The sequence below is a fragment of the Lascolabacillus sp. genome (genome assembly GCF_028696275.1).
Taxonomy (GTDB): domain Bacteria; phylum Bacteroidota; class Bacteroidia; order Bacteroidales; family Dysgonomonadaceae; genus Proteiniphilum; species Proteiniphilum massiliensis.
The window spans coordinates 61,419-75,738 of the sequence record NZ_JAQVHI010000003.1 but is presented as its reverse complement, the minus strand read 5'-3'; the positions used below and the strand labels follow the sequence as shown (position 1 = coordinate 75,738).

The 14,320-nt window shown below is 36.6% G+C and carries 12 protein-coding genes; 10 read left to right on the top strand and 2 right to left on the bottom strand.

Going from position 1 to position 14,320, the window contains the following annotated elements:
* Position 1: 1 nt before the first annotated feature.
* Positions 2-1,048 (bottom strand): glycine N(alpha)-acyltransferase GlsB, encoded by a 1,047-nt coding sequence (gene glsB / locus PHO43_RS01795; RefSeq protein ID WP_045088927.1) that lies wholly within the window; start codon positions 1,046-1,048, stop codon positions 2-4.
* 27 nt (positions 1,049-1,075) lie between these two features.
* Complete coding sequence (gene glsA / locus PHO43_RS01790; protein WP_045088928.1) at positions 1,076-1,900, bottom strand: lyso-glycine lipid O-acyltransferase GlsA; 825 nt, start codon at positions 1,898-1,900, stop codon at positions 1,076-1,078.
* 270 nt (positions 1,901-2,170) lie between these two features.
* Here glsA and PHO43_RS01785 point away from each other — a divergent pair, with 270 nt between their 5' ends.
* The 10 genes from PHO43_RS01785 to murC all read left to right on the top strand — a co-directional run bounded on the left by PHO43_RS01785 (position 2,171) and on the right by murC (position 14,286).
* Entirely contained in the window at positions 2,171-2,623 is a 453-nt protein-coding gene (locus PHO43_RS01785; protein ID WP_288011081.1) for a division/cell wall cluster transcriptional repressor MraZ, read from the top strand.
* A gap of 47 nt (positions 2,624-2,670) precedes the next feature.
* A complete protein-coding gene (gene rsmH, locus PHO43_RS01780; RefSeq protein WP_045088930.1) occupies positions 2,671-3,609 on the top strand; it encodes a 16S rRNA (cytosine(1402)-N(4))-methyltransferase RsmH in 939 nt (312 codons plus the stop codon).
* A 14-nt stretch (positions 3,610-3,623) separates the two neighbouring features.
* Positions 3,624-3,953 (top strand): FtsL-like putative cell division protein, encoded by a 330-nt coding sequence (locus PHO43_RS01775; RefSeq protein ID WP_045088931.1) that lies wholly within the window; start codon positions 3,624-3,626, stop codon positions 3,951-3,953.
* A gap of 32 nt (positions 3,954-3,985) precedes the next feature.
* Positions 3,986-6,187 (top strand): PASTA domain-containing penicillin-binding protein, encoded by a 2,202-nt coding sequence (locus PHO43_RS01770; RefSeq protein ID WP_288011079.1) that lies wholly within the window; start codon positions 3,986-3,988, stop codon positions 6,185-6,187.
* 23 nt (positions 6,188-6,210) lie between these two features.
* Positions 6,211-7,668, top strand: coding sequence for a UDP-N-acetylmuramoyl-L-alanyl-D-glutamate--2,6-diaminopimelate ligase (locus PHO43_RS01765; protein ID WP_288011077.1), 1,458 nt, complete (start codon positions 6,211-6,213; stop codon positions 7,666-7,668).
* Between the two features lie 26 nt (positions 7,669-7,694).
* Positions 7,695-8,954, top strand: a complete 1,260-nt coding sequence (mraY, locus tag PHO43_RS01760) for a phospho-N-acetylmuramoyl-pentapeptide-transferase (RefSeq protein WP_288011075.1) — start codon at positions 7,695-7,697, stop codon at positions 8,952-8,954.
* Positions 8,955-8,971: 17 nt separating this feature from the next.
* Positions 8,972-10,312, top strand: a complete 1,341-nt coding sequence (gene murD, locus PHO43_RS01755; RefSeq protein ID WP_045088935.1) for a UDP-N-acetylmuramoyl-L-alanine--D-glutamate ligase — start codon at positions 8,972-8,974, stop codon at positions 10,310-10,312.
* A 40-nt stretch (positions 10,313-10,352) separates the two neighbouring features.
* The gene (locus tag PHO43_RS01750; RefSeq protein WP_288011073.1) at positions 10,353-11,729 is read left to right on the top strand and encodes an FtsW/RodA/SpoVE family cell cycle protein; all 1,377 of its coding nucleotides are present in this window, start codon (positions 10,353-10,355) and stop codon (positions 11,727-11,729) included.
* Positions 11,726-12,823 (top strand): undecaprenyldiphospho-muramoylpentapeptide beta-N-acetylglucosaminyltransferase, encoded by a 1,098-nt coding sequence (gene murG, locus PHO43_RS01745; protein ID WP_288011071.1) that lies wholly within the window; start codon positions 11,726-11,728, stop codon positions 12,821-12,823. The genes PHO43_RS01750 and murG overlap by 4 nt, the downstream gene beginning before the upstream one ends.
* Positions 12,824-12,906: 83 nt before the next feature.
* Positions 12,907-14,286, top strand: a complete 1,380-nt coding sequence (murC, locus tag PHO43_RS01740; RefSeq protein ID WP_045090762.1) for a UDP-N-acetylmuramate--L-alanine ligase — start codon at positions 12,907-12,909, stop codon at positions 14,284-14,286.
* The last annotated feature ends 34 nt before the right edge of the window (positions 14,287-14,320 follow it).

Genomic DNA, 14,320 nt, shown 5'->3' with positions numbered 1-14,320 from the left:
GTCATTTTGAAGCAGATTTTCCTCTTTTCCGATCTCTTTTTTTAAGTAAAGTGATTTTCTTTTTCCCAGTTTTTGTTGAAATCCTTCTTCTAAGCATCATCAGAAAGCGTTTGCTCGGATTGCTTTTCATATACGATTCGATATGGCGAGCTCTTTTATCCTCCAGAATTTGATCAATCTCAATAAGGATTCCTGACTCTTCCACATCACCAAATTCATCATTTACTGATGTTCCGAAAAATCGCATAGTAGGAGTAAGTCCCATATAAGCGTTAATAAGAGGGGGGATGTTCCATCCTAATGCACGAACTTCTTTATTAAGGATTCTATAGTCTTCATTGAAGTTTTTGCCACGGAAAAGAGCCTCCATTTTTTTATAGTCAGTATCAGTTTCCAAAGGTACAATTGGAGTGACTAATTTCTCTTTATCGGGAAAATGTTTGTTCAGGAAGTATAATATCATGTTTCTGGCATGCTTATTATATGTTCCATACATTGTAACTTTGCCAAAAAAGTATTTTATCTGAGGATCTATAACTGTGAGGGCGCCCAAGCCATCCCAAAGGTTGTCAAGTGCAAATATACCTTTACGACCCATAAGTGTAGACTGATACTCCAGAGATACAAAGGATCTGCCTAACTCAACAGTATAGGGCAGGTAATCATTTATAAATTCATCAGAGAAGTTAAGAAGGTGGGCTGTTGCCAACATAGGTTTACCATTTTCATCAAACTCTACATCAGAGCCATAAATGAAACGATAGCCTCCAAGTATTTCTTCATTTTCCGGGTCCCATACAATAAGTTGTTTATATGGAACCTTCATCACATCATATTTGTCGATATCAGCCTCAAGTCCGGTTCCTCCACCATAATGTCTGAATGCAATTTCACGTAGTCTTCCTACCTCTCTCATCAAGTTAGGAGAATCATGACTAGTAAAAACATAGATTTCGTTATTAGCTTTATTTGTGATTCTTACTCTCTTTTGAACTGTAAGTTCTGATTTAATAAGATTCTTATCTACCGGATCGATTATCTTTTCCATATGATTTCTATTTCTTTAAAAAAGTGACTACTTCATTGAGTATACAATATCTTTCACATATTGTGCCCATTGTTTAGTCGTTCTTGAGTTATCAAATACCTGCCATGATATTGGTTTCCCAAATATGATTCTGAATTCACTATTACTGTTTTTGAACATTTCATCAGGCAAATATATAAGTTCAATATTAAATTTAAACCCAAGAGATTTTCGAATATTTGCAAAATTATAGAAGAAATTAGAGTTTACTGCCTCAAAGTGTACAGGAACAATATCTCTTTTATATTCAACCGCTTTTACAATAAAGTTCTTCATCCATTCCAGGTCAATAATCTCTCCTTTTATCTTTCTGGAACATAAGCCAGCTGGGAAGGTTATAATCTGGTTATCTGAAGCGTATGCATCATTGATTGCTTTTGCTGAATTCTTTGCCTGTGCACCATATTTATTTATAGGCACAAATATGGGTTTTAAGGGTTCAATATAATAGAGAACATCATTTACCAGATATTTAATTCTTCCATTATATTTCTCACCTAAAACAGCGGATAAACAGATACCATCAAGTCCTCCCAGAGGATGGTTCGAAGCAAATACAAACCTTCCTTCTTCTGGTATATTTTCTTCTCCCTCTATATTTAATGACAGATTAAACTCTTTGTCAACCAATGCACGCATAAATTCCACTCCCTCCAAATCCCTGTTTCTCTCAAGAATTCCATTTATGTCATCCTGATGAACGGTGCGCTTGAGATAGTTTATAAGGAATTTGGGTATTTTTTTATAATATTTCGGAGCTTTATCCTTTAAAATACCGTCAATATCAATTCTAAACGCATTGTTTGAACTCATTACTCACTCTACTTTAATTTTATCGCAAATTTACTAAAAAATGCATATGCAGTACTGAGAAAACGATATTTTCTTGTAAATCAACCTGATTTGAGTTAAACATATAATCTTGGTAATTGTTGTAATTGTCACTAAATCAGGTGTATATGTGTATGTGTTTAGGTGTTGATAACTTTTTTGTAAAATAATGTGTGGAAATGTGGGGAAAAGTGGATTATTTTGTAATTTTACACCGTTGATGTCTCTATTAGGTTGAAAATGATTTAGAAAATGTTGCAATTCCTGGGAAATATTGAAGCGAAGACAGATGCAAAAGGTAGGATTTTTATTCCCGCCATATTTCGCAAATGTCTCCAAAATGAAGGGGAGAGTTTTCTAGTCCTTCGTAAAGATATTTTTCAGAATTGTCTTGTTCTCTATCCCGGCAGCGTTTGGGAAAGTGAGATTAATGAGCTCAGAAACAGATTGAGTAAGTGGAACAGAGAACAGCAACAAATCTTCCGTCAGTTTGTGTTAGATGCAGAAAGATTGGAAATTGATGCAAATGGACGTGTGCTTATACCGAAACGATATTTACAGATGGCTTTTATTGAAACTAATGTTCGATTCCTTGGTGTGGATAACACTATTGAAATCTGGTCCAAAGAAGAATTAGAAAAGCCATTGGTTGATCCAGATGAGTTCTCTTCAAAATTGGAAGAACTCATGGGTGGAACTTTTTAAAAAGCCATTAAGGGGACATCATTTTATATATTTAAATATATCCCAAAATGGATACTGACAACATTTTTCCCAATACTTATCATACTCCGGCATTGCTTAATGAAAGCATAGACGGTCTGAATATAATGCCTTCAGGTGTTTATGTTGATGTGACTTTTGGTGGGGGTGGTCACTCCAGGGAAATACTAAAAAGACTAGGAGATCAGGGGCGTTTAATTGCATTTGATCAAGATAAAGATGCATTTAGGAATAGTATCCCCGATCCAAGATTTACCTTGGTCCATGGTAATTTTCGATTTCTGAAAAACTTCCTTCGATTTTATAATGTAGATAGCATAGATGGGTTGATAGCCGACTTAGGGGTGTCTTCTCATCACTTCGATGAATCTAGTCGGGGTTTTTCTTTTCGTTTTAAGGGAGATCTCGATATGCGGATGAATCAAAATGCTAATATATCAGCTGCAGATATTCTTAATGAATATACGGCTGATAAACTCTCAGATATTTTCTATCGATATGGAGAACTTAAAAACTCCAGAAAAATTGCAGCCTCAATAGTGAAATTCAGAGAGTCACAGAAGATTAAAAAGACAGATGAGTTTTTATCAATATTAGAGCCATATACAAGAAGAGACAAAGAGAAGAAAGTGCTTGCACAGGCATTTCAGGCTCTCCGCATTGAGGTTAATAAAGAGATGGATACATTAACTGATATGCTTAGGCAAGCATTACAGGTAATGAAGCCTGAAGGCAGAATAAGTGTGATTTCATATCATTCACTTGAAGATAGGCTTGTTAAGAATTTTTTCAAGACAGGAAATTTTGAAGGTCGCCTCGAAAAAGATTTCTATGGGAATCCTCTTACACCTTTCAGGTTAGTGAACAGGAAGGTAATTGTACCTTCTGATGAAGAGCAAAAAGCAAATCCACGTTCTCGTAGTGCTAAATTGCGAATAGCAGAAAAACTGTTGTTTGATAAAATATAAACTGTTCAGATAAAATGAAATTTAAGTTCGATAACATACGCAAATCGTTTGTCCATGTTTTTGGAGGGAGTGTTCTGACTGAGAATTTCTTCCTCCGAAACATGAGATTTATTCTTGCACTGGTAATTATAATGATTTTGTTTATTAGTCATCGTTATACTATGCTGCAAGGGATGTCTGATATAGAGCGTCTGCAACAGCAACTTAAAGATGTAAAATATGAGTCACTTACTATTTCTTCAAGTCTAACTGAAGCTAGCAGGCAAAGTGAAATAGAACGACGTGTTGAGGAGGCAGGACTTGATCTTGTCATTACAAATGAACCGGTGTATTATATAGATTAGCAGTCTTTTAGAGAAGCAAATTTATTGAAAAGATGAAAGAGCAGGATAAAAACAGAAAAAATAAAGGTATTTTGGGTAGATACGGACTCATTGTATCCGTTTTAATGCTGTTTTCATTTATGATTATATTTTCTGCAGGCAGAATTATGTTTTCAGCTGAAGGTAGAAAATGGAGAGAGGTGGGCGAAAAAGAGACAGTAATCAGAGACAGGGTTATCTTACCAAAAAGAGGTAATATCTATACATATGATGATAAGCTACTTGCATCTACAGAACCAATTTATAGTATCTACATGGACTTTTGGGCTGATGGAATGAAGAAAGATACTCTCGTTAAATATGTAGATGATCTGTCTGTTGCACTTGCAAGAAAATTTCCCGACCGCACTGCATCTCAGTATAAGAATATTATAATGAATGGCTGGAATCTTCGTGAAAAAGAGGAGAGGCAGATTCTCGAAAATAAAAACAAAGGGATTGATGAGAGGGTTCCAATTCGATCAAGATATGTGAAGATATTAAGAAATGATATTAACTATATAGATCTGAAAGAGATACGTACATTCCCATTTTGGAATCAGAGATCTAACAGGAGTGGTTTGATAGCTGAAGAGCGAAATTCTCGCAAAAAACCATTTGGAAATCTGGCAAACCGTACAGTAGGAAGCGTCTATAAAGATATCGAAAAAGGTGGAGCCAGTGGACTGGAACTAAAATACGATTCTCTTTTAAGGGGAGTACCGGGAGTTAAATATCGTCAGAAAATTCAGGGCAAATGGATGGATGTAGTTGAAGAACCTGCTAAAGAGGGGTGGGATATAGTAACTACTATTGATGCTGATATTCAAGATATTGCCGAGCGTGCACTTAAAAGCAAACTTGTGGAAACAGAGGCTGAATCAGGTACTGCAATTATTATGGAAGTAAAAAGCGGTGAGATTAAGGGAATTGTAAACTTAGACCGTTTGAGTAACGGCGATTATGCCGAAGGTAACCCGAATGCTTTTTCTTATATGAATGAACCTGGATCAACATTTAAGACTGTTACCACTATGATAGCACTTGATGATGGTGTAATTACTCCAACTGATTCATTCTATGTAGGTAACGGTCTGTTCCAATATAATAAAAGATGGGTCAGAGATCATTACTGGCGCAGAGGTCAGGATAGAGGATATCTCACAGTGGCAGAGGGTATGGAGTTGTCTTCGAATGTTGTAATGAGCAAAATAGTTCTAAAGGGATACGAAGATAAACCTGAGAAATTTGTAGACGGTATTGATAGGATAGGTCTGCGAAAACAGTTAACGTGGGATGTACCATTAAACGGTATTGAGGGTACCTCTTCAATCCGATATCCTAATGATAAAAATAACTATTGGTCAAAAACAACACTTCCATGGATGTCTTTCGGATACGAAACACAAATACCTCCAATATACATGCTGATGTTTTACAATGCTATCGCAAACGGTGGAAAAATGATCAAGCCATTTATTGCAAAGCAGTTTCTGGAAAACGGAAAGGTTGTAAAAGAGTTTGAGGCGGAGGTGGTTAATCCTAAGATATGTAAAGAGTCAACTTTAGAAGAGATAAAGAAGATGCTGGTTGGTGTTGTTGAAAATGGAACAGCAAAAGTTGTAGCATCAGATTATTTTAGCATTGCAGGGAAAACCGGTACAGCGCAAATCGCAGGTGGAGGTGGATATTCCGGATATTATGTTTCGTTTAGCGGTTATTTTCCTGCAGATGAGCCTATGTATACAATATTTGTTGGTCTGCGTAAACCAAAAGGTGTTCCATCAGGGGGAGGAATGGCAGGTATGGTATTTAAAAATATAGCTGAACAGACTTATTTAAGAAAAGTCCGACTTTTAGCGGAAGATTGTAAAGTGGATTCTACATTGCAAAAAGCTCCTGAAATAAAACATGGCAACTGGAATAACAATAAATATGTATTGAATAAACTAAATCTGTCAGTAGCAGATAAAAATAGTGATTCGGATTGGGTAAAAATAAAATTTGAAAATAATGAATATCTAACCGAAGAGATTGCACTCAACAATTCAAAAATACCTGACGTGAAGGGAATGGGTGCACGAGATGCTGTGTATCTTCTGGAAAAATCCGGATTAAGAGTAAACCTGATTGGCTCAGGAAAAGTTGTGTCCCAGTCTTTCACACCGGGACAGAATCTTGTTAAGGGAACAACAATAACAATAACCTTGCGTTAATTGGACCAATAAAAAATGTTTTTATGAAACTTAGTAAGTTAATTGAAGGATGTAAAGTCATAAATATTCGTGGTGATAAAGATGCAGAAGTTGAATCTATCACATCCGATTCACGCAATGTCGTTAAAGGATCTCTATTTATTGCCGTTGAGGGAATATTTACTGACGGGCATTCTTATATTGGAAAAGCAATAGAACAGGATGCTACTGTTGTAGTTTTTGATAAACCTCTTATAGAAGAGTACTTTTCGCGTGTAACATATGTTCAGGTTGAAGATAGTTCAGAAGCACTTGCTCAAATTGCATCTGAGTGGTTTGGTAACCCATCTCAGCTCATAAAGTTGGTTGGTGTAACTGGTACAAATGGGAAAACAACCATTGCAACATTGCTTTACAGGATATTTAGATTATCAGGTTATCCTTCTGGTCTGCTGTCAACTGTAGGCAATTATGTTAATGATGAATTCTACCAAACAACACATACAACACTCGATCCGATATCATTAAACAGCTATCTCAGAAAAATGGTTGATGCAGGATGCGAGTATGCATTTATGGAGGTAAGCTCACACGCTATACATCAAAAGCGTGTTCATGGCCTTCTTTTTGCTGGTGGAATATTTACAAATCTTACGCAGGATCATCTCGATTATCACAGTAATATGCTGGAGTATCGAAATGTAAAGAAATCTTTTTTTGATAATCTTCCAAAGGACACATTTGCATTGACTAACTCAGATGACAAGAATGGGTTGGTAATGCTTCAGAATACTAAAGCAAAGAAGTATACATACTCTCTCAGGAGTATGGCAGATTTTAAAGCACGTATATTCGAGAAACATTTTGATGGCAGCGAGATAGAGATAAATGGCAAAGCTTTATCTGTACAATTTGTGGGTGTTTTTAATGTCTACAATCTCTTGGCTGTATATGGAGCATCAATATTGTTGGGTCTCGAAGAAGAAGAGGTGTTAAAAATACTTTCTGTGCTTAAGCCGGTTGCCGGGAGATTCCAGACAATACGTTCACCAAAAGATTATACTGCTGTTGTTGATTATGCACACACTCCTGATGCTTTGACAAATGTTCTAAGCTCTATAAACGAGGTGCTTAGCGGAAATGGTAAAGTAATTACGGTAGTTGGCTGTGGTGGCAATCGTGATAAAACCAAACGCCCTATTATGGCCAGGGAAGCCGTTAAAGGGAGTGATAGAGTGGTTTTTACCTCTGATAATCCCAGATTCGAAGATCCAATGGATATTCTTAATGATATGCTTGCTGGACTAACTGAAGAAGAAAAAAGTTCTGCATTAACAATTGCAGATCGTAGAGAGGCTATAAAGACTGCATGTGCATTAGCTCAACCTGGCGATGTTATTTTGATTGCCGGAAAAGGTCATGAGGACTATCAGGAAGTTAAAGGTGTAAAACATCATTTTGATGATAAGGAAGAGGTAGAAAAGATATTTTCTGCTCAATAAATTGTGTTAGATAAATACGATAAACAATGTTATATTACCTATTTGATTATTTAGATAAGCTTGATTTTCCCGGAGCAGGAATGTTTCAGTTCGTAATGTTTCGATCTGCAATGGCAGCCATATTTGCTCTGCTTATTGGTGTTTTTTTCGGGAAAAAGCTAATAAGGAAACTTCAGAAGAAACAAATTGGAGAAACAATTCGTGATCTTGACCTGGAAGGGCAATATAGTAAAAGAGGTACACCTACGATGGGTGGTATAATAATCATTCTCTCTATACTTTTTTCCATGCTTCTTTTCGGTAAACTTGAGAATATCTATATCATTATAATGCTTGTAAGCACTGTTTGGTTAGGGACTCTGGGATTTGCAGATGATTATATTAAGGTCTTCAAAAAAGATAAAGAGGGACTTGAAGGAAAATTCAAGATTATTGCACAAGTCGGCCTTGGCCTTATTGTTGGACTCACAATATATTTTAGTCCTGAGATTGTAGTAAGAGAAAATACTGAAATACGAATTGATAACGTAATTGAAGATGTGACCTATAAGAGTGAAGATGTAAAAACTACAAGTACAACAATTCCTTTTGTAAAAAATAACAACTTTGATTACAGATGGCTGGTAAGCTGGCTGGGTGATTATGCTGATGAAGCTGTTTGGGTAGTTTTTGTCTTAATTGTAATTTTAATTGTAACAGCTGTATCAAATAGTGCTAATCTCACTGATGGTCTGGATGGTCTTGCCTCTGGATCATCTGCAATAATTGGAGTAGCTTTAGGTATACTGGCTTATGTTTCGGGACGTGTTGACTTTGCCTCTTATCTTAATATCATGTATATACCCGGAAGTGACGAACTTATGGTTTTTGCTTCTGCATTTGTAGGTGCATGTGTAGGATTCCTGTGGTATAATGCTTATCCTGCACAGGTTTTCATGGGGGATACGGGAAGTTTAACCATAGGAGGGATTATAGGTGTGTTTGCAGTGCTGATTCATAAGGAACTTCTTTTGCCCATATTGTGCGGAGTGTTTTTTGTTGAGGCCCTTTCAGTAATAGGACAGGTTACATACTTTAAATATACTAAAAAGAAATATGGTACCGGAAGAAGAATATTTAAGATGACACCTTTGCATCATCATTTTCAGAAGCCGGGAGATGGAAGCATCGATGCAATTATACAAAAGCCTAAAACACCTATCACTGAGCCAAAACTTGTTACTCGTTTTTGGCTGATAGGCATTCTGTTAGCTGTATTAGCTGTTGCAACTTTGAAAATGAGATAATATTTAAGAAATAAAATATGAATGAAAAATTGATTGTTGTTCTTGGTGGTGGAGAGAGTGGTGTTGGAACTGCCATACTTGCCAAAAAGATGGGCTTCAAAGTATTCCTGTCAGACAGCGGCATTATAAAAGATAAGTACAGAGATATTTTGAATTCTCACAACATCAATTTTGAAGAGAATAGTCATACAAAAGATATTATACTAAAAGCGGATGAAGTAGTTAAAAGTCCGGGAATTCCTGATACATCCTTAATTGTTCAAGAGCTTAAAGAAAAAGGAACTTCAATCATTTCAGAGATAGAGTTCGCAAGCCGGTATACTTCAGCTAAACTCATTTGTGTCACCGGGAGTAATGGTAAAACAACAACAGTAAATCTGATATATCACATTCTTAAGTCTGCTGGCTTGAATGTAGGATTGTGTGGTAACGTAGGAAACAGTTTTGCCCTACAAGTGGCTGAGAAAGATTTTGATTATTATGTTCTAGAATTAAGTAGTTTTCAACTGGAAGGATTAATTGAATTCCGGGCTGATATTGCGGTATTGCTGAATATCACACCTGATCACCTCGACAGGTATAACAACGATATGCAGGAGTATATAAATGCAAAAATGAGAATTATACGGAATCAACGAGTTAATGATTCTTTTATTTACTGGGAGGATGACCCTATTGTAACCAGAGAGATAGAGAAACTTAAACCTGAAGTTACATGCTATCCATTTGGTGAGTTTAAAAAAGAACATACCGTTGGATATACTGAAAATGGAAAATTGTTTATCAATACTAAAGGTAATATGTTTAATATGGAATTAGAATTATTAGCTTTGGAAGGAATGCATAATGTGTATAACTCTTTGGCATCAGGTATAGTAGCAAAGCTGATGGATATCACCGACGATCAGTTGAGAATTTCACTGTCCGATTTTCAGGGCGTACCTCACAGACTGGAAAAGGTGGCAACTGTGCGTGGAGTTCAATATATAAATGATTCTAAGGCCACTAATGTAAATTCCTGCTGGTATGCTTTAAAGAGTATGCGAAGTAAAACAGTGCTGATTCTGGGAGGTACTGATAAAGGTAATGATTACTCAGAGATCGACGATCTGGTCCGATCTAAAGCAAGGGCTCTGATATTTTTAGGAAAAGATAACAGTAAGTTACACACATTTTTTGATGGTAAAGTTGAAGAAATAAGAGATGCAAGTTCAATGAAAGAAGCTGTAGATCTGGCTTACAAACTTGCTCAAAAAGGAGATGTCGTTTTGCTTTCTCCATGCTGTGCAAGTTTCGATCTCTTTAAAAATTATGAAGATAGAGGAGATCAGTTTAAAGAATGTGTAAGGAACTTATAATGTTTAGGAAATAATTCTACGAATCTGAAAAATTGTAATTATGCTCGATAATAAAAACTACACAGACAACCCGACAGAACCTATCGAAGAGGTTAAAACGTCCGGATCTACGCTGGTCGAATTCGGGCACAAGATATTCAAAGGGGATAAGGTTATCTGGTCTGTATTTATAATACTCTGTATTATTTCACTGATCGAAATTTTTAGTGCTACAAGTACAATTGTGTACCGACAGCAAAATCAATTTGGTCCCATCCTGCGTCACACAATGTTTTTAATAGGGGGCGTTGGAATCATTTTGCTTATACATAATATTCCATATAGATTTTTCTCATCACTTATATTTGTGCTGTTGGGAGCAATTGTGTTGCTTATTCTCACTCCATTTATAGGAGAGAGTGTAAATAACGCCGACAGATGGATATCAATAATGGGATTCACAATTCAACCCTCTGAGATTGCAAAGATTTCACTCATGGGTACCATTGCATTTCTGTTAAGTAAACAGAATGGACACAATGATGGAATACTCTTTAAGTGGATGATTGGTCTGATGATTGTAGTATGCGGAATAATTGCAGTGGATAACTTATCAACAGCTGTACTGCTCTTTGGTGTATGCTATCTTCTGATGTTTATTGGAAATGTAAAGATTACTAGACTTCTTAAAGTAGCTGGCGTCGGTATTGCAATCATCCTTTTGTTTGTATTGTTACTTAAGATCATTCCTGAGAGCTGGACCGACTCAGGTCCCCTCAATCGTTTAGGTACATGGCAAAATCGTATCACTCATTTTGGAGAAGCAAAAGAGATGACGGAAGAGGAATACTTTACTATTACAGACGAAAATTATCAGGTAGCACATGCAAAAATAGCAATATCTAATGGGGGGGTATTTGGAGTTTTCCCTGGCAATAGTACAGAAAGAGATTTCTTACCACAAGCTTATTCCGATTTTATATATGCTATTATAATTGAAGAGATGGGACTTCTGGGTGGTATGTTTGTTTTACTACTATACCTGGTTATACTGATACGAGGAGGTATAATAGCGAGGAAGACAGAAAAATTATTTCCAAAATATCTTGTAATGGGATCTGCTCTGATGCTGTCTATACAGGCATTTATTAATATGGCAGTTGCGGTCAACCTGATTCCGGTAACCGGTCAGCCTCTTCCTTTAATAAGCCGTGGAGGGACATCAACTTTAATAACTTGTGCTTATTTTGGACTTATACTTAGTGCAGACCGTTTTGGTATAAGTAAAAAGAAAGAAGGAGACTCGGTGGATAGTGATGACAAAAGCAATGAAGTTGGCGGAATAGACGGTGATGATAATAAAGATTCATCTAACCCGGAGGATGTTTCAGTAAACGGTCTTGAAGATAAAGTGGAATTTGAAATCTATCAGGTATGAAGAAGTTTATAGTAAGTGGTGGCGGAACAGGAGGACATATTTTTCCTGCTATATCTATAGCAAATGCAATCAGAAAGCGTTGGCCCGATAGTGAAATATTGTTTGTGGGAGCAGAGGATCGCATGGAAATGGAACGTGTACCCGCTGCCGGATACAGGATTATAGGTCTTCCTGTTGCAGGGTTCGACAGGAAGAATATGATTAAAAATATCAGTGTTGCTGCAAAACTGATAAAAAGTATGAATAAAGCTCGTGGTATCATTAATGAATTTAAGCCTGATATCGCTATAGGTGTAGGAGGTTACGCAAGTGGCCCCATTCTTAAGGCAGCCTCTGCCAAAGGTATTCCAACACTTATTCAGGAGCAAAATTCATATGCAGGAATAACCAATAAAATGCTTGCAAAAAAAGCTTCAGTCATTTGTGTTGCATATGAAGGAATGGAGAGCTATTTCCCAAAGGATAAGATTGTACTCACAGGAAATCCCTGTCGTCAGGATTTAATCGTTTCTGCTGAGAATCGCAAGAAAGGTTATGAGCACTTCAATCTTGATCCAAAGAAGCGAACAATCTTAATGTTAGGAGGAAGCCTTGGTGCAGCAACATTAAACAAAAGCATTGTTTCAGCTCTCGATAAATTGAGAAAAGATGAAAATGTACAGGTTTTATGGCAGTGTGGTAAGTATTACTTTAAAGATATGCAGAAACTGCAGACCGAAGGTAAAATACCTCACAATATCCATCTGATGGATTTTATATCTCGTATGGATTACGCCTATTCTGTAGCGGATTTAATAATATCTCGTGCAGGAGCTGGTTCTATTTCCGAGTTCAGTCTACTTGGCAAAGCTGTGATTCTTGTACCGTCACCAAATGTGGCAGAAGATCATCAGACAAAGAATGCACAAGCATTGGTAAATAAGGAAGCTGCCGTAATGATATCAGATGCCCTGGCTCCAAAACTGCTGTTTGATTTTGCACTGGAAATGGTTAGAAATGACGATGAGCTGAAAAAGTTAAGTGAAAACATTATTCAACTGGCACAGCACAATTCTGCAGAAAGAATTGTTGATGAGATTGAAAAACTGATTTAGGAATTTGATAAACAACTTTGATCTCTTTAATGCAAAAAGAGTAAACTCAGAGAAGAAATATTTTGAAAAGTGAAGATATAAAAATGGAGTATAATAATATATATTTTATAGGGATAGGTGGGATAGGCATGAGTAATCTTGCCCGCTATTTTCTTTCAAAAAATAAAAAAGTGGGAGGTTATGATCGTACGGAAACACTACTCACCGAAACTCTTTCAAAAGAGGGTGCTTTAGTTCATTACGAAGACTCCATAACTCAGATTCCAGATCATTTTAAAGATAAGAATGACACCCTGATTGTTTTCACACCTGCTGTTCCTGCATCACATAGCGAATTAAACTGGTTTAAGGATAATGGTTTTAAGGTAATTAAACGTGCTCAGCTTTTAGGTGAAATAACCAGGTCCAGTAAGGCCATCTGTATTGCTGGTACTCACGGAAAGACAACTGTATCAAGTATGACAGCCCACCTCTTTCGTCAATCACATGTGGATTGTAATGCATTTTTAGGCGGGATACTCAAAAACTATGATACCAACCTGCTGCTTTCCGGTAAAAGTAATGTAACTGTTGCTGAAGCTGATGAATATGACAGATCTTTTCACTGGCTCACACCTGAAATTGCAATTATTACATCAGCCGATCCGGACCATCTGGATATTTATGGTGATGAACAATCTTACAGAGAGAGCTTCGAGAAATTTACATCACTTATAAAACCTGGTGGACATCTTATTCTTAAAAAAGGAGTAGCCGTTACACCAAATGTAAACGATAGAGTGAAAGTATGGACATATTCAGAAAATGAGGGTGACTTCCATGCAGAGAATATCAGATCGGGAAATGGAGAAACAGTTTTTGATCTCGTTTCGCCAATTGAGAATATTCAAGATATCTCACTTGGAGTGCCGGTAAGGATAAATATTGAAAATGGTATAGCAGCCATTGCAGCAGCTCAGCTAAGTGGAGTAACAGCAGAAGAGATTCGTCGTGCAATGAGCTCTTTTGAAGGTGTAAGAAGACGTTTCGATTACAGGATAAAAAGTAATCAGATAGTATATATCGATGATTATGCACACCATCCGAATGAACTTAAGGCAGCTATAGAATCGATAAAATCACTCTACCCGAACAAAAAGGTAACAGCTGTTTTTCAACCACACCTTTATTCCCGGACACGTGATTTTGCAAATGAATTTGCCTCTAGTCTCTCACTTCTGGAAGATGTTATATTACTGGATATTTATCCTGCCAGAGAATTACCTCTCGAAGGAGTTACCTCTCAAATAATATTTGAGAAGATAACAACAGCTGAGAAACTGCTTTGTAGTAAAAATGAACTTCCTGAACTGATTAAGAATAAGCCTATGGAAGTCTTTGTTACATTTGGTGCAGGAGATATCGACCGTTTGGTGCCCGAAATAGAAAAAATATTAAGAGATAGGTATTTGAGTAAGGTATAATCTTATTTAAATTAGTAGTATATTGAACTTCAAG